We start from the raw sequence: 16192 nt of genomic DNA, 5'->3' as shown, positions 1-16192 counted from the left end.
CCGGGACCCATTACCACAGAGCGCAGTTTGACGAAGACCGGGAATGATCTTCGTTCGGGACGAACATCGTTCGAGACCGATAGACCTCGCGGTATGGGTCCCGGCCTTCGCCGGGACGACAGCGGTTTTGTGGCGCGAGCAGTTACAAAAGCTCCTCGCAGCCCAGATCCTCGACCGCCATCATCACACGCTCCAGATTATTCCACCAGATCAACGGCGGGAGGTTGATGCTCCATTGCCAGACCGGCCTCGTGATGTGCCAAAGCACAGACAGGCGATAGTCCTGGTCGAGCGCACCGCGCGTGTAGCCGCTGACACCGCTGGCGATCAGCGTCTCGTGATAAAGGTTGAGCAGCGGCCGCTCGAGCATCTGCCTGCGGTCCGGATACCACTGCATCGCCATCATGTAGGCGAGGTCACTCGTAGGCACGTTGATGCGCCACTGGTCGAAATCGAAGATGCGCGCGGTATCCGCGACGCCGGGGCGCGGCAGCAGGAAATTCCAGATATGGGCATCACCATGGGCAATGCTGATGTGACGTCGCGAATGATAGCGCTGGGATAGCCGGGCCGAGTGCTCGATCAGGCGGCGGTAGAGGATGCGGCGCTCTTCGCCGAGGCGGTCGCCGAGCAGATCGGCAAAACGATCGTAATGGCCGGCGAAGGTCTCCATGTGCTGCATGCGGTCCTCGGGGCTCGCCCAAGTGCCGACGGTATCACCCAGACCAGGATGGTCCCACCACGCCGCATGCCAGCGTGCCAGCGTCGTGACGATCGCCACCGCCTGCTCACGCGACGGCGGCAGCGGCCATTTGGTCGCGATCTCGTGGCTGTCGGTGAGATCCTCAAGCAGCAGGTGCCAATCGAGGCTCTCCTCGTCGAAACTCCCGTCGAAGCAGCGCGGCGCGAGCCCTTGCGGCATGCTTGGCCCAAGCTGCGTGTAGAAAGCCACTTCCTGTCGACCAGCATCTGCAAGCGTCTTGGCGAAGTCGGAATTGGCAGTCTTCAGGATCAGAGATTGCGGCGCACCGGCGGATTCCCCGACATAACGCAGGCCGAGGCGAATGATCTGTGACACGACTGTCTCGCGCTGGTGCAGGACCTTCACCTCGCGCACAGCGCCAGCGTCCAGTACGCCACCCCTGCGTAGTGCAGCCGTCAGTCGGGCGGGCTCAACGACCGCCGGCAATTGTGGAGTTGCCATGAACCACGATGCCCCTGTCCCGCGCTATACCGCACGATCACGCCTCACGCACCAACGCCCCCTTATGCCGGCCTAAGCCGCGGCGGTCGAGTCGCGCACCGTCCGGACCACGACCGACCGGAGCTGTTCGAGATTGGCTGCCATGCCGGCGATCGCCTGTCTGACCTCCGCGGCGCGCTCGTTCACGGAGGCGGCGTCGCGGCTGACATCACCGATCTTGGCCGAGACCTCCTTGGCCGCGGAAGCCGATTCGGAGATCGACCGCGTGATCTCTCGCGTCGCGGCGTCCTGCTCTTCCATCGCGGCGGCAACCGAGGTGGCGACGCCGTCAATCTCGACGATGTGGCCTCCCATGGTTTCGACGGCGTCGACCGCGGCCTGCGTCGAGGCCTGAATCTCGGCAATCAGCCGCGCGATCTCCTCGGTGGATTTGGCGGTCTGGTCGGACAGGGATTTCACTTCGGCGGCGACCACCGCGAAGCCACGGCCGGCCTCCCCGGCGCGCGCCGCCTCGATCGTGGCGTTGAGTGCCAGCAGATTGGTCTGGCCGGCGATGCCGCCGATGAGGTCGGAGACCTCGGCGATCTTCTTCACTGATCCGGCCAGCGTCTGGATGGTCGAGCGCGCCTGTTCCCGACCGGCGACCGCCGATTTTGTAACCGTGCTGGTCCGCGCGACCTGTGTTGCGATCTCGCGGATCGAAGCACTGAGTTCTTCAGCTGCGGCCGAGACGGTCTGCGAGCTGCCGAGGGCCTGGGTGGAGGCGGCTGCGACCGCCTGCGACTGTGTCGAGAGCGACTTTGCGATCTCGGACAGACTGGAGGCGGCACGCTCCACGCCTTGCGTCGCCGCGCTCGCGGTGTCGACCGAGCGGCCGGTCTCGCGCTCGACGGTTTCGGCCATCTGGTGCAGGGCCCCGCGCTTGGCGAGCGCCGCCTCCTGCTCCTTCTGCAACTGCTCCTCGCGCAGGCGGGAATTCTCGACCGCCGCCTGCTTGAACACCAGGAGCGCGCCCGCCATCGAGCCGACCTCGTCCCGCCGGTGCGCGAAAGGAATGTCGGCGGCGAGATCGCCGGTCGCGAGCTTTTGCATCGTGCTGGTCATACGCACGATCGGACGCATCACGCCGAGCGCGACGCCGAGCAGGCCCGCCGCAATGAAGGCGAGGACGGCGGCGGAGACGCCGAGGAGGATATAAAGCATGGAGCTGTCGCGGTCCGCGGCGAGCTTCTCCATGTCGGCATTCTGCTTGTTGGCGCTCTCGACGATGCTGTCGATGACGGCGCGGTGCGCGGTGTAGGCGTCCTTGAGCTGCGCGTAGGCGCGCTCGGAGGCGGCCGTGTCCTTGGCCTTGAGCGCGGGGAGGAGCTGGTCGGACAACAGCTTCCAGAACTTCTGCACCTCGGCGTCCGATTTCGACACCAGGGCCGTCTTCAGGTCGGCCGAGAGGCTGGAGGTGACCCAGAATGCCTTGCGCTCGTCGTAGTCCTTGCGGAGCTGGACCAGGCGCTCGCCATGGGCCGCCAGCTGGTCAGGCTCGCGCATGGCGAGCGTGGCCTCGAGATAGGCCTCGATCACATATTCCGGCGGCGGCAGGATGTCGGCGATGAGGTCATTGCCCAGCTTGATGTCGGAATAGAGCGGGCCGCCGACCTTGAGCTCTTTCAAGGCGTAAAGGCTGGTGGAGACCACGGCGGTGAAACCGATCGCCAGAACGATGCCGAAAGCAATGATTGCCGAAGAAAGTGAAAGGCGAATTTTCATGGAACAATCCAATGGGCCGCGCCGAATCCCACGGACCCTAGAGGATTACGGTAAACACGGGATTGCATCGCGCGGAAATTGCATCGCGCGAACTCCGAAAAAATACGGGAAACGGCGTCAGGTGAACGGTTTTGGGCAGCGAAATCAGGCCCGTCCTCCGCTGTCGTCCCGGATCGGCGCTCGGCCTGCCCGGGACGACGCTGGATTCACACGTCGAAAAACACCGTTTCGTTGTCGCCCTGAAGCCGCAGGTCGAGCCGGTAAACCGGCTTGCCGGCCTCGCGCACGGCGGTCAGCGTAGCGCGGCGGTCGGCCGGCACCACCGCCAGCACGGGATCGGCGGCATTGCCGGCCTCGTCGTTGAAATAGATGCGGGTGTAGAGATGTCGCAGCATGCCGCGGCCAAACACCGCAAGCAGGATATGCGGCGCCTGCGGCTTGCCGTCGGGATCGGGCACCGCGCCCGGCTTGATGGTTTCAAAGGAATAATTGCCGTCCTTGTCGGTGCCGCAGCGGGCAAAGCCACGGAAGCTCGCATTCGGCAGCGCGCGCTTGTCCTGCGGATCGGCGAAGCGCCCCTGCGCATTGGCCTGCCAGATCTCCAGCATGACATCGGGCACAACGACGCCATCGCCGTCGAACACGCGGCCCTCGATCCGGACACGATCGCCGGTGACGTCGGGCGTCAGGGTCGAGTTGCTGAACGCATCGTTCCAGGCATACTCGCCGGTCGGCGTCAGGCCGTATTTGAAGAACGGGCCGACGGTCTGCGACGGCGTGATCCCATTGTCCTGCACTTAATGGTTCTCCATAGGGGTGGCGTTCTTGCCGCGCAGCACGATGTCAAAGCGATAACACAGCGCCCATTCGGGCTGGGTGTTCTCGAGATCGAACGACGACACCATCCGCGCCCGCGCCTTCTCGTCCGGTACCGAATTGAAGATCGGATCGAACGGGAATAGCGGATCGGCCGGGAAGTACATCTGCGTCACGAGACGCGTGACAAAGGAATGGCCGAACACCGAGAGATGGATGTGGGCGGGACGCCAGGCGTTGTGATGGTTGCCCCAGGGATAGGCGCCAGGCTTGATCGTGACAAAGCGATAGTAACCGTAGGCGTCGCTCACGGTGCGGCCGGCGCCCGTAAAGTTCGGATCCAGCGGCGCCGGATGCTGGTCGCGGACGTGAACGTAACGGCCGCAGGAATTGGCCTGCCAGATCTCGACCAGCGAACTCGGCACGCCGCGGCCGTCCTCGTCGCGCACATGGCCGTGCACGATGATGCGTTCGCCGAGCGGCTCGCCGGTGTGTTGGGTGGTGAGGTCGTTGTCGCCCTCGCGCACGGTCTCGTGGCCGTAGACCGGGCCGGTCAGCTCCGAGAGCGTATGGCGCATCGGGATCAAGGGCTTGTTCGGCGCGCGCTTGATCGAGCTCTTGTACTCGGGCGACAGCGGCAGCGGATGCGCCATGTTGCTGTCGACGGGATAGATGAATGTCATTGGCGAACTCCTCCCCGGCCCTTTTCCGACCGGTCAACGTTTCCGCCAATCATTATAGGATATAACTAATTGGGGGAAGCGGCTTTGAGCCCTATTTGATCGGCGGACGCGGCAGGACGGCCTCGCCGGCTTCGAGCCGGTAGACATGGTCGAGCGAATACCAGGGCGTCGCGACGTCGCGCCCGGTTGGGTGCGGTGTGTCATGGCGCAGGAACTTGCCGAGCAGCGCCTTGGTCACGCCGAACTGCACGTCGCTATCGATATGCGGATCGGCGGGGTCGTAGACCTGCGAGATCAGCACCTTGAATCCGGGTTTGAAAACCAGGGCGTGCAGGTGCGCGGGACGATAGGGATGCCGGCTCTGCGCCTCCAGGAGGCGGCCGACCACACCGTCGGTCGGGATGGGATAGCCGACCATCATCACGGAGCGGAACGAGAAGGCTCCGTCCTGGTCGGTCGTAAACTTGCCGCGCAGGTTCATGTCGGCCTGCTCAGGGTCCTGGTTTTCATAGAGACCAACCGGCGATGCGTGCCAGACGTCGACCTCGGCGCCGGCGACGGGGCGACCGTCCTTGTCCACGACGCGGCCGTTGACGAACAGCGGCGCGCCAGGGGTCTCGGAGCGAACGATCGATCCGCCATTTTCCACCCGCGGCGAGTTCAGCCGCCAGAATGGTCCGAGCAGCGACTGGTCGGTTTCCGTGTTACCCTGATCACCATTGTTGAGCAGGCACACCAGCGGCGAGACGCCGAGCGAGCCTGCCATCAGCACGACCTCGTTGTGCGTGTCGGTCGAGAGCTTGCCGAGTTCGGCGATCACAGCCGTGGCGTCGCGGAATTCCTTCTCGGTCAGGCGAACGTCGCGGACGAAGGCATGCAGGTGCTTGACCAGAGAGGTCATGATCTGGCGCAGCCGCGGATCTGACGTCCGCTCCATCACCGCCAATGCCGCGGCCGTGACGTCCTGCTCGCGCGCGATAATCATGGGATGCTCCCCTCACCTTGCGTCATGGCCGGGCTTGTCCCGGCCATCCACGACCTTCTTCTCGCGGCACAAGAACGTGGATGCCCGGGACAAGCCCGGGCATGACGAGTCTGGGCACCCGGTTCCGGGATGACGGAACGCCACGCATCCGGTCAGTTCAGCTTCTCGATCGCGACAGCCACGCCCTGACCGACGCCGACGCACATGGTGGCGAGCGCCAGCTTGCCGCCGCGCTTTTCCATGCCGTGCACCGCGGTGAGCGCGAGGCGCGCGCCGCTCATGCCGAGGGGATGACCGAGCGCGATCGCACCGCCATGCGGATTGACGAAATCGGCATCGTCGGCAACGCCGAGCTGGCGCATGCAGGCGATACCCTGCGAGGCGAACGCTTCGTTGAGCTCGATCAGGTCGAAATCGCTGATCTTCTTGCCGAGACGCGCCATCAGCTTGCGGGTGGCCGGCACCGGGCCGATGCCCATGATGCGCGGCGGCACGCCGGCCGATGCGAGGCCGAGGATGCGCGCGCGGGGCGTCAGGCCGTGCTTCTTCACGGCGGCCTCGGACGCCAGGATCATCGCGGCGGCGCCGTCGTTGACGCCGGAGGCGTTGCCGGCGGTCACCGTGCCGGGATTGCGCACGATCGGCCTGAGCTTGGTCAGCGCTTCCAGCGTGGTCTCGGGGCGCGGATGCTCGTCCTTGTCGACGATGACAGGGCCGGCCTTGCCGCCCGGAATGGTGATCGGGGTGATTTCTTCGGCGAAATAGCCGGCCGCGATCGCGGCGCCCGCGCGCTGCTGCGAGCGGATCGCGAACGCGTCCTGATCGGCGCGGGAGACCTGGAATTCCTCGGCGACGTTCTCGCCGGTCTCGGGCATCGCGTCGACGCCATACTGCGCCTTCAGCAGCGGATTGATGAAGCGCCAGCCGATCGTGGTGTCGAAGATCTCAGCCGAGCGCGAGAACGCTTCCTGCGCCTTGCCCATCACGAAGGGCGCGCGCGTCATGGATTCGACGCCGCCGGCAATCGCAAGCTCGATCTCGCCGGAGCGGATGGCGCGGCCGGCGGCACCGACCGCATCGAGGCCGGAGGCACAGAGCCGGTTCAGGGTCTGGCCCGGAACCGAATCCGGCAGGCCCGCAAGCAGGAGCGCCATGCGTGCCACGTTGCGGTTGTCCTCGCCGGCCTGGTTGGCACAGCCGAAGAAGACCTCGTCGACCTCAGCCCAATCAAGATTGGGGTGCTTGGCCATCAGAGCCTTGATCGGGGCCGCCGCCAGGTCGTCGGCACGCACCTTGGCGAGCGAGCCGCCAAAACGGCCGATCGGGGTCCGCACGGCATCGCAGATAAAGACGTCACGCATCGTTGTTCTCCCTGAATGCCGCGATCCGGCCTAAATTCTTCAATGTCGACGAAGTTTTAGGAGGGCGCCCGCGGCAGGTCAATTGACCGATGCGCGCGTGTTCCGAGGGGTGCGCAGGCGAGTTGCGCATGTCGCGGTGCGGACAACGTGGAAAACCTCCCCTCCGCGGCCAAAGCGATAGGAGCGCGGGGTGAAATTTTGTAGGTTGCGCCGCCCATGACAATGCAACAGCCGATCCCTGTCCTGCCCCCCGACGATACGCCCGCGCCGCAGGCGGAAGCTGCCGCGCGCGTGACCCCGATGATGGAACAGTACCTTGAAATCAAGGCGGCGCATCAGGGTCTCTTGCTGTTCTACCGGATGGGCGACTTTTACGAACTGTTCTTCGAGGACGCAGAGATCGCCTCCAGGACACTCGGCATCGTCCTGACCAAGCGCGGCAAACATCAGGGCGCCGATATCCCGATGTGCGGCGTGCCGGTCGAGCGCTCCGAGGATTATCTGCACCGGCTGATCACCGCCGGCCACCGGGTCGCGGTGTGCGAGCAGACCGAGGATCCCGCCGCCGCCAGGGCGCGCGGCAACAAGAGCGTCGTGCGCCGCGGCGTGGTGCGCCTGGTCACGCCGGGCACGCTGACCGAGGACACGCTGCTCGACGCGCGCGCCAACAATTACCTGCTGGCGCTCGCGCGCGCGCGCTCATCGGCGGGCGGTGACCGCTTCGGCCTCGCCTGGATCGACATCTCGACCGCCGAGTTCACGGTGACGGAATGTTCGGGCGGCGAACTCGCCGCGACGCTGGCGCGCATCAATCCGAACGAGGTGATCGTCACCGACGCGCTCTATAACGATAGCGAGCTCGGACAAACCCTGCGCGAGCTGCCGGCGGTGACGCCGCTGACCCGCGACGTCTTCGACGGCGCCACCGCCGAGAAGCGGCTGTGCGACTATTTTGCCGTCGCGACCATGGACGGACTGTCGCAGCTCACGCGGCTGGAAGCCACTGCTGCCGCCGCCGCCGTCACCTATGTTGACCGCACCCAAGTCGGCAAGCATCCGCCGCTGTCGCCGCCAGCGCGCGAAGCCTCGGGTGCGACCATGGCGATCGATCCGGCGACGCGCGCCAATCTCGAACTGACGCGGACGCTGGCCGGCGAACGCCGCGGCTCGCTACTCGATGCGATCGACAGCACGGTGACCTCGGCCGGCTCGCGCCTGCTGGCGCAGCGGCTTGCCGCGCCGCTGACCGATGCGGCGGCGATTGCGCGGCGGCTCGATGCCATCGGCAGCTTCGTTGCCGACTCCGCCGCGCGCGAGGACATCCGCAGCATCCTGCGCGGCGCCCCGGACATGTCGCGGGCGCTGGCCCGTATCTCCGTCGGCCGTGGCGGGCCACGCGACCTCGCCGGCCTGCGCGACGGCATCATCGCCGCCGACCAGGTGCTGACGCGGCTTGATGAACTCGACCAGCCGCCGCAGGAGATCGCCGTGGTGATGGCGGCGCTGCAAAGGCCATCGCGCGGGCTCGCGGCGGAATTCGCCAAGGCGCTCGACGATCAACTGCCGCTGATCAAGCGCGACGGCGGGTTCGTTCGCCAGGGCTATGAGCCTGCGCTGGACGAAACGCGGAACCTGCGCGACGCCTCACGCCTGGTGGTGGCCTCGATGCAGGCGCGCTATGCCGACAACGCGGGTGTGAAGGGTCTCAAGATCCGGCACAACAACGTGCTCGGCTATTTCGTCGAGGTCACCGCGCAGCACGGCGACAAGCTGATGTCGGCGCCGCTGAACGCAACCTTCATCCACCGTCAGACGCTGGCCGGCCAGGTCCGCTTCACCACCTCGGAACTCGGGGAGATCGAAGCCAAGATCGCCAATGCCGGCGACCGCGCACTCGGGCTCGAGCTCGATATTTTCGAGCGGCTCTGCGCGAAGGCGTTGGCAATCAGCGAGGATCTGCGCGCCGCCGCTCACGCCTTTGCGCTGCTCGACGTCGCGACGTCGCTGGCCAAGCTGGCGATCGACGAGAACTATGTGCGGCCCGAGGTGGACTCGTCTCTCGGCTTTGCCATCGAGGCCGGCCGCCATCCGGTGGTCGAGCAGGCCTTGAAGCGCAATGGCGAGCCGTTCATCGCCAATGCCTGCGATCTCTCGCCAGGCCCTGCGCAAAACTCCGGCCAGCTCTGGTTGCTGACCGGTCCGAACATGGCCGGTAAATCGACCTTCCTGCGCCAGAACGCGCTGATTGCTCTTCTTGCTCAAATCGGAAGTTTCGTGCCGGCGACACGCGCGCGGATCGGCATCATCGACCGCCTGTTCTCGCGTGTCGGCGCCGCCGACGATCTCGCCCGCGGCCGTTCCACCTTCATGGTCGAGATGGTCGAGACCGCCGCGATCCTCAACCAGGCCGGCGAGCGCGCGCTCGTGATCCTCGATGAAATCGGCCGCGGCACCGCGACCTTCGACGGTCTCTCGATCGCCTGGGCCGCAATCGAGCACCTGCACGAGAGCAACCGCTGCCGCACGCTGTTCGCGACGCATTATCACGAGCTGACGGCGCTCTCTGCCAAACTGCCGCGCATGTTCAACGCGACCGTGCGAGTGAAGGAATGGCAGGGCAACGTCGTGTTCCTGCACGAGGTGTTGCCGGGTTCGGCCGATCGCTCTTACGGCATTCAGGTCGCCAAGCTCGCGGGCCTGCCGCCGGCCGTGATCACGCGCGCCAAATCGGTACTGGCGAAGCTGGAAGCCCAGGACCGCGGTCAGACCGCGCGCGCGCTCGCCGACGATCTGCCGCTGTTCGCAGTGCCCTCGCGCGCCGCCGCAGAAGCCGCTCCGCCGAGCGAGGCCGAACTGCTGATGGCCGCGGTGAAGGCGCTGCATCCGGACGAGATGTCGCCACGCGAAGCGCTCGATGCGCTGTATGCCTTGAAGGCCAAGCTGCCGAAGCAGTGAAGGTGCCGTAGGGTGGCTTACGCTGCGCTAATCCACCCTACGCCTCTGACCGTTACGCCCTCGCCGCGATCGCCGCCGCTTCTGCGGCGGCGCGCTGCATGCTGGTCGACATCTCGTTGGTCACCGTGCTCTGCTCTTCGATTGCCGCGGCCGTCGACGTCACATATTCGCTGACGTTGCTGATGGCCGTCTTGATCGAGCCGAGCGCGCTCACGACGTCGCCGGAGATGCCGTTGAGACTGCCGATCTCGGCACCAATCTTGTCGGTGGCCTGCTTGGCCTGATTGGCGAGGCTCTTCACTTCGGAAGCAACTACGGCGAAGCCGCGGCCGGCTTCGCCAGCGCGGGCGGATTCGATGGTGGCGTTGAGCGCCAGGAGATTGATCTGCCCGGTGATGTTGTTGATGAGCTCGACGATCCCGCTCATCGCCAGCGCCGCTTCAGTGAGGCGCTGGGCCTGGGCATCAGCGGACGCGACCTGCTCCACTGCGCTCATCGCGGTCTCGCGCGATTTGGTCATGGCCTCGGAAATCTCCCGCACCGAGGCGTTCAGTTCCTCCGAACCCGCGGCGACCGATTCCATCATGCCGCGGACGCGCTCGTTGCCCATGCGGACCAGCACCTGCTTCGTGACGTCGGTCGCATATTTCACGACCTTGAACGGCTTGCCATTGAGATCCATGATCGGGTTGTAGGAGGCCTGGATATAGACCTCCCTGCCGCCCTTGCCGAGACGCTTGTATTCGGCCGCCTGGTACTGACCGCGGTTGAGCGCCGCCCAGAACTCGCGATAGCCATTGCCATCGCGCTCCGACGGCTCGACGAACATGCTGTGGTGCTTGCCCTTGATCTCGGCCAGCGAATAGCCGACCGCGCCGAGGAAATTGGCGTTGGCGGTGATGATCGTACCGTCCATGTTGAACTCGATCACCGCCTGCGCCTTGTCGATCGCCGCGATCTGGCCCGCAAGGTCGGCATTCCTGAGCTTCTGTTCAGTGACGTCGGTCGCGAACTTCACCACCTTGGTGGGCCTGCCCTTCTCGTCGAAAACGGGATTGTATGATGCTTGGATCCAGACTTCCTTGGCTCCCTTGCCGATCCGCTTGTATTCGGCGACCTGATATTCGCCGCGGTTGAGCGCAGCCCAGAACTCGCGATAGGCCGGGCTTTCGCGTTCGACAGACGGAACGAACATGCTGTGATGTTTGCCCTGGATCTCGTTCATCGTGTATCCGAGCGTACGCAGGAAATTCTCGTTGGCGGTGAGGACCGTGCCATCCATCGCGAACTCGATGACCGCCTGTGAGCGGTTCGCGGCCGCAACCTGTCCTCCGAAGTCGAGGTTCTGAAGGCGGATCGAAGCATCGGACCATTCCACGACAGTTCCGGCCCGGCTGCCGTCTTCGTTCTTCAGCGGTGTCGCGACGAGGTCGAATTTGTGGCCACCAACCTGGATCATCGCACGATGCACCGCGCTGAGGCTCGCTAGCATCTTGCGCTGATGCTGGGGATTCTTATGAAACACATCGATGTTAGTTCCAACGAGCGTCGCCACGTTGAAGTGGGGCAGCTCTTTCTTGAGGTCGGGCTCAGCCGCGCGCAGCAGGTCTGTCACCGCATCATTCATGTAGACGATGTTCAGGTCGTTGTCGGCCACCATCAGGTTGGCGCTCACGGCCTTTGCAGCCATCATAACCAATGCACCGCTATTCGACTTGCGCTTGAACATGGTCCCTCCAAATTGATCTGGTTGTGCTCGGTGCCATGGACCGATGGCCGAAAAAAAATGGCGTTGAATGCTAAACTGGACGCCAACGAGTCCAGGTATAGGACGCAAGCTGAAACAAACCGCTAACTAAGCTATCGATAAATGGCACGCGCGAGTGATTGAAGAACGCTCGAAAAAAACCTGCACCTGGGCGCCGACGCATCGGCAGATGAATGATCATTCAATGACTTAGCGGGGCAACGATGCCTGGCAAGGATGAAAAGTGCACTGCAGGCTCAATTGCCGCCACGCGTCAGCCCACCACCGTAGTACTCCGGGTGACCTGCGGCTTGCCTTGAAAAGTCTGCGCGACGATGTTGTCAGGCCTCGTTGCCTCGAAGCTTCCGCCGGCCCATCCACCACAGCGTCAGATTCCAGGTCACGCAAGTGCCAAGCGCGACAGAGAGTCCGATAGCGGAGCCGAACCACACCACCGCGACGTGCAACACCGCGATCGCCATTCCGAATCCGAGCAGACCCCAGGCCGAATTGGCCAGCACCGCGGCGGTGGGCGGACCGCCGATGCGCGGATGCAGGATCACCATGATGCTGGAAAACACCACGGGATACAGCGCGATGATGCCGCTGATCCGGGGACCAACCCAGCCCGAGGTCGAGACGACGATGGCGACCAGGGTCGCGACCAGTGCAGCCCGCATTGGCACGTCGTACCAGCGCCGCGTCACCAGCGGCATCTTGACGTGGCGATAGCCCGCGAGCAGCGGAATGCAGATGCCGAACGCGATCAGATTGGCGGCGAGCCCGGCGGTGAGCGGCCAATCGAACTGCTTGATGATCGATGCGAACACGATCCAGACCGCGACCGCGCTTCCGCAACTCACCAGAAGGCTGCGCCGCTGTGCCAGCACCACATAGGTGAGGCACATGAAGATCGTCGCGGCGTTGACCGGCAGGCTTGCGAGCGCACCCTCCGCGATGAAGCCAGCATCGTGGTCGAGCGCGAGGAAGACGTAGGATGGTCCGGCTGAAACCGGCAAAGTCGCGACCAGCGCGCCGATCACCGGCCCTGAGCGCTCGGTGATGATCGAGGCCGTCACGACGAACGCCGCCGCGACCATCATGCGCAGAACGAGGATGAGGATGAAGTGGAGCTCGGGGGACATTTTTTCTTTTGTCGTCCCGGGCTTCGCCGAGACGACACGATTGTTGGGCGAGCGGCCTTCGCTCGCTACATCCGCTGCATCGAGACCGAGACCTTCGGACCGTTCTTGATGGTCTGATAGACCACGCAATAGCGCTCGGTGAGCTTGAGCAGCAGGTCGAGCTTGTCTTGCGGCGCATCAGTGTCGACCTCGAAGCGCAGACGGATCTCGGCGAAACCGACCGGCGTCTCCTTGTCGACGCCGAGCGTGCCGCGGAAATCGAGATCGCCCTCGGCGTAGACGTTGCCGGTCTTCAAGGGCACCTCGATCGCGGTCGCGACCGATTTCAACGTGACCCCGGCGCAGGCGACCAGCGCCTCGAGCAGCATGTCGCCGGAGCAGAGCTCGAGGCCGGAGCCGCCGGTTGCGGGATGCAATCCAGCCATTGCGATGGCGCGGCCGGTCTCGATCTTGCAGGCGATGCCTTCGCTGTCGGTCGAGCCCTTGGCCTTCAACGTGATCATCGCGGTCTTGGGGTCGGTCTTGTAGCGCTCCTTGATCGGGGCCTGCATCTGGCGCAGTGCTGCGGCGTCCATTTTGTCTCTCCCGGGAAATCGTCTCTACGAAGTGCCGGATTGCGATGTACCGGCTGGGAGAGAAATTGTCACCACCACATGGCCTGACCGGGACCCTGGGTTGCGTCACGGTCGGGCACGCTGCGGTCGAGCGAACGGTCGAGTGACGTCAGCACACTTCGCTTGAAATTCTCGAACAGCGGCGAATTGCGGTCGCGTGGCCGGCCGAGATTGATCTCGATCTGGTCGAACAGCCGGCCCGGCCGCGGCCGCATGACCAGCACGCGGTCAGCCAGCACCACGGCCTCGTCGACATCATGGGTGACGAGGATGAGCGTCGGCCGCGTGTCGGCCCAGAGGTCGAGCAGATGATCCTGGAGGTCCCTGCGGGTGAAGGCATCGAGCGCCGAAAACGGTTCGTCGAGCAAGAGCACCTCGGGCTGCGGCACCAGTGCGCGGGCGATCGCGACGCGCTGTGCCTGCCCGCCCGAGAGCTCGCGAGGCCAGGCCTGCGCCTTCTCGGCGAGCCCGACACGCTCGAGCGCACGCGCCACCTTTTCACGCCGCTCGGTCGCGGGCCCATCGGCAAGACCAAAGCCGATATTGTCGGCGACGCTGAGCCAGGGCAGCAGGCGCGGCTCCTGGAAGATGATGCCGATCTTGGCATGCGGCGAGGCGATCGCCTCGCTGTCGAGCGTCACCGTGCCCGAGCTTGCGCGGTCGAGGCCGGCGATGGCGCGCAGCAGCGTGGACTTGCCGCAGCCCGAGCCGCCGATGATGGCGACGATCTCGCCTTGCCTGATCTCGGCGGAAAAGCGCGCCAGCGCCTGCACGCCGTTGGGATAGGTCTTGCTGACCCGGTCGAGCGCCAGCATCGCCTTATGCTCCCGTCGTACGCCCGAAGGCGTCCTGCCAGCGCAGGAAGGGCGCAGCCGCGATCTCGATCACCCAATCCGTGAGCTTGCCGAGAATCGCGAAGATCACGATGGCAGCGAGGATCTGCGCGGGCTTGCCGAGCTGCTGGCCGTCGAGCAGGAGATAGCCGAGGCCTTCGGAGGCGCCGATCAGCTCGGCCGCCACCACGAACATCCAACCCAGACCAAGACCGACGCGCAAGGACACGACATAGGCCGGCAGCACCGCGGGCAGCAGGATCCGGCGGATCATGGCAGGTCCGGACAGACGGAAGGTGCGACCGACCTCGACGATCTTGCGATCGACGATGAGGATCGCGCCCATCACGCCGAGATAGACCGGGAAGAACACGCCGACCGCGATCAGCGCGATCTTCGAGGTCTCGAAGATGCCGAGCCAGAGGATGAACAGCGGCACCCAGGCCAGCGATGGAATTGCGCGCAGCGCCTGCACGGTTGGATCGAGCAGCCGCCGCGCCAGCGACCAATAGCCGGATATGGCGCCGAGCAAGGTGCCCGCGACCACGCCGAACGCAAAGCCGAGGCCGACACGCCACAGCGTTGCGGCAATGTGACGGACCAATTCGCCGGAGCGGGCAAGATCAACGATGGTGGCGAACACGCGCGAGGGCGGCGGCACCAGCCGGCCGTTGGACCAGCCGAGCCAGACCAGGAACTCCCAACCGAGCGCGAGGGTGAGCGGCAGCAACACGCCCAGCAATGGACGCGCATAACGCGACAACCACGAAGGCGCGGCGGCGCTTTCGGCCGGTTCCGTAGTCTGCTGCAGGACTGGCGCGTCGGAGATCATGGCCGGTAGGAAGCGCGTCTTGTGCGAGATTGCAAGAGCGCGCGGCATTCTCAGCCGTCGTCCCGGACAAGCGCAGCGGAGCGGAGCGCAGATCCGGGACCATAACCACGGGGCGAACTGGTTACGGGGACTCGGAGTTGCCCGTTGGCCCAGACTGCTCCTCTGGTTATGGATCCAGGGCTCGCTTCGCGCCCCGGGACGACGACCGAGTTTGCCGCGCGCCTGCCTTTAGTTCGTCGGCAGCGGCACCCGATCGTCGATCAACGCATCCAGCGTTGCCTTCACATCGACCTTGGCGTCCACGACGCCGGCCTGTTGCAGTGCGAGGCCCGCGGCGAGGATCGATTCGCGCTGCGGTGCGCCGATGCGGCTGTGGGTAAGCTCGGTGCGCTCCTTGAGCTGCTTGTCGACGACAGGCTCCGGCAGCTTGGTCACGGCGATGAAGGTCTTCTTCAGCTCGTCGTAGTTCGCGAGCGAATATTTGCGCGCTTCCTCGTAAACGGCAAGCACGCGGCGGGCGGCGTCCGGATAGTCCTTCAAGAACTGCTCGCGCACATTGAGGATGCCCCAAGTGTTGGCGTCGGCCTTGCGGTAGAACAGTTTCGCGCCGTCCTCGATCTCGGCCTGCGCCATCATCGGATCGAGCCCGGCCCACGCATCGACGTCGCCGCGGATCAGGGCGGTCTTGCCGTCGGCGTGCTGGAGCAGCACCGGCGTGATGTCCTTTTCGGTGAGACCTGCGCCAAGCAGCGCGCGCACCAGGAAGATGTGCGGATCGGTGCCGCGCGTCACCGCGACGCGCTTTCCCTTGAGGTCGGCCACATCGGCGATCTTGGAATCCTTTGATGTCACCAACGCCGTCCATTCGGGGCGCGAATAGACATAGATCGACTTGATCGGGTTGCCGTTGATGCGGGCGACCAGCGCCGCCGAGCCTGCGGTCGAGCCGAAATCGATCGAGCCCGCATTGAGGAATTCGAGCGCCTTGTTGGAGCCGGCCGACTGCACCCAGGTGACGGTGATGCCGTCCTTGGCGAACTCCTTTTCCAGGAGCCCCTTCTGCTTCAGGAGCATCGACACAGGATTATAGGTCGCCCAGTCGATACGGATTTCCTTGAGCGGATCCGCCGCCCGCGCCGCAGGGGACACCGCGAGAGCAGCCGCTCCCGCCAGCAGTATGCGTCGTGTAACTCTAGTCATGCCCGGCCTCCTCAAAAACTTCATTGTTTTTCAATGAGTTATATCTAGAGGTC

13 protein-coding genes are annotated in these 16192 nt (G+C 64.9%); 1 reads left to right on the top strand and 12 read right to left on the bottom strand.

What is annotated here, in order from left to right; translation table 11 throughout:
* Positions 1–142: 142 nt before the first annotated feature.
* The 6 genes from AC0L3C_RS12965 to pcaF all read right to left on the bottom strand — a co-directional run bounded on the left by AC0L3C_RS12965 (position 143) and on the right by pcaF (position 6813).
* Positions 143–1078, bottom strand: a complete 936-nt coding sequence (locus AC0L3C_RS12965; protein WP_473408155.1) for a phosphotransferase — start codon at positions 1076–1078, stop codon at positions 143–145.
* Positions 1079–1276: 198 nt separating this feature from the next.
* Positions 1277–2968, bottom strand: a complete 1692-nt coding sequence (locus AC0L3C_RS12960) for a methyl-accepting chemotaxis protein (protein WP_473408154.1) — start codon at positions 2966–2968, stop codon at positions 1277–1279.
* Positions 2969–3174: 206 nt separating this feature from the next.
* The gene (gene pcaG / locus AC0L3C_RS12955) at positions 3175–3765 is read right to left on the bottom strand and encodes a protocatechuate 3,4-dioxygenase subunit alpha (RefSeq protein ID WP_473408153.1); all 591 of its coding nucleotides are present in this window, start codon (positions 3763–3765) and stop codon (positions 3175–3177) included.
* Positions 3766–4467 carry a protocatechuate 3,4-dioxygenase subunit beta gene (gene pcaH, locus AC0L3C_RS12950; protein WP_473408152.1) on the bottom strand — a complete coding sequence of 234 codons (702 nt, stop codon included), beginning with the start codon at positions 4465–4467 and terminating at the stop codon, positions 3766–3768.
* A 91-nt stretch (positions 4468–4558) separates the two neighbouring features.
* Positions 4559–5452: a dioxygenase family protein gene (locus AC0L3C_RS12945; protein ID WP_473408151.1), complete on the bottom strand. Its 894-nt coding sequence runs from the start codon at positions 5450–5452 to the stop codon at positions 4559–4561.
* 152 nt (positions 5453–5604) lie between these two features.
* Positions 5605–6813 (bottom strand): 3-oxoadipyl-CoA thiolase, encoded by a 1209-nt coding sequence (gene pcaF, locus AC0L3C_RS12940; RefSeq protein ID WP_473249864.1) that lies wholly within the window; start codon positions 6811–6813, stop codon positions 5605–5607.
* Positions 6814–7029: 216 nt separating this feature from the next.
* Between pcaF and mutS the strand changes: the two genes are divergently transcribed.
* Entirely contained in the window at positions 7030–9768 is a 2739-nt protein-coding gene (mutS, locus tag AC0L3C_RS12935) for a DNA mismatch repair protein MutS (RefSeq protein WP_473408150.1), read from the top strand.
* A gap of 52 nt (positions 9769–9820) precedes the next feature.
* Here the strand turns inward: mutS and AC0L3C_RS12930 are convergent, their stop codons facing one another.
* The 6 genes from AC0L3C_RS12930 to AC0L3C_RS12905 form a co-directional block, all read right to left on the bottom strand.
* Positions 9821–11497 (bottom strand): methyl-accepting chemotaxis protein, encoded by a 1677-nt coding sequence (locus AC0L3C_RS12930; protein ID WP_473408149.1) that lies wholly within the window; start codon positions 11495–11497, stop codon positions 9821–9823.
* A 359-nt stretch (positions 11498–11856) separates the two neighbouring features.
* On the bottom strand, positions 11857–12660 hold the full coding sequence (locus AC0L3C_RS12925; protein WP_473408148.1) for a hypothetical protein: 804 nt from the start codon (positions 12658–12660) through the stop codon (positions 11857–11859).
* 65 nt (positions 12661–12725) lie between these two features.
* On the bottom strand, positions 12726–13235 hold the full coding sequence (locus AC0L3C_RS12920; RefSeq protein ID WP_473408147.1) for an OsmC family protein: 510 nt from the start codon (positions 13233–13235) through the stop codon (positions 12726–12728).
* 68 nt (positions 13236–13303) lie between these two features.
* The gene (locus AC0L3C_RS12915; RefSeq protein WP_473408146.1) at positions 13304–14089 is read right to left on the bottom strand and encodes an ABC transporter ATP-binding protein; all 786 of its coding nucleotides are present in this window, start codon (positions 14087–14089) and stop codon (positions 13304–13306) included.
* Positions 14090–14093: 4 nt separating this feature from the next.
* Complete coding sequence (locus tag AC0L3C_RS12910) at positions 14094–14939, bottom strand: ABC transporter permease (protein WP_473408187.1); 846 nt, start codon at positions 14937–14939, stop codon at positions 14094–14096.
* Positions 14940–15167: 228 nt separating this feature from the next.
* The gene (locus tag AC0L3C_RS12905) at positions 15168–16139 is read right to left on the bottom strand and encodes an aliphatic sulfonate ABC transporter substrate-binding protein (RefSeq protein ID WP_473408145.1); all 972 of its coding nucleotides are present in this window, start codon (positions 16137–16139) and stop codon (positions 15168–15170) included.
* Positions 16140–16192: the final 53 nt, after the last annotated feature.

The sequence above is a fragment of the Bradyrhizobium sp. WSM4872 genome (assembly GCF_055811715.1).
Note: the sequence above shows the minus strand (reverse complement) of the source record. Positions and strands in the feature narration are given on the sequence as shown.

Excerpts from the sequence above, each read along its gene's own strand:
- AC0L3C_RS12960 (WP_473408154.1), bottom strand. The coding sequence starts at position 2,968 with ATGAAAATTCGCCTTTCACTTTCTTCGGCAATCATTGCTTTCGGCATC.
- pcaH (WP_473408152.1), bottom strand. The coding sequence starts at position 4,467 with ATGACATTCATCTATCCCGTCGACAGCAACATGGCGCATCCGCTGCCG.
- AC0L3C_RS12945 (WP_473408151.1), bottom strand. The coding sequence starts at position 5,452 with ATGATTATCGCGCGCGAGCAGGACGTCACGGCCGCGGCATTGGCGGTG.
- pcaF (WP_473249864.1), bottom strand. The coding sequence starts at position 6,813 with ATGCGTGACGTCTTTATCTGCGATGCCGTGCGGACCCCGATCGGCCGT.
- mutS (WP_473408150.1), top strand. The coding sequence starts at position 7,030 with ATGACAATGCAACAGCCGATCCCTGTCCTGCCCCCCGACGATACGCCC.
- AC0L3C_RS12930 (WP_473408149.1), bottom strand. The coding sequence starts at position 11,497 with ATGTTCAAGCGCAAGTCGAATAGCGGTGCATTGGTTATGATGGCTGCA.
- AC0L3C_RS12925 (WP_473408148.1), bottom strand. The coding sequence starts at position 12,660 with ATGTCCCCCGAGCTCCACTTCATCCTCATCCTCGTTCTGCGCATGATG.
- AC0L3C_RS12920 (WP_473408147.1), bottom strand. The coding sequence starts at position 13,235 with ATGGACGCCGCAGCACTGCGCCAGATGCAGGCCCCGATCAAGGAGCGC.
- AC0L3C_RS12915 (WP_473408146.1), bottom strand. The coding sequence starts at position 14,089 with ATGCTGGCGCTCGACCGGGTCAGCAAGACCTATCCCAACGGCGTGCAG.
- AC0L3C_RS12910 (WP_473408187.1), bottom strand. The coding sequence starts at position 14,939 with ATGATCTCCGACGCGCCAGTCCTGCAGCAGACTACGGAACCGGCCGAA.
- AC0L3C_RS12905 (WP_473408145.1), bottom strand. The coding sequence starts at position 16,139 with ATGACTAGAGTTACACGACGCATACTGCTGGCGGGAGCGGCTGCTCTC.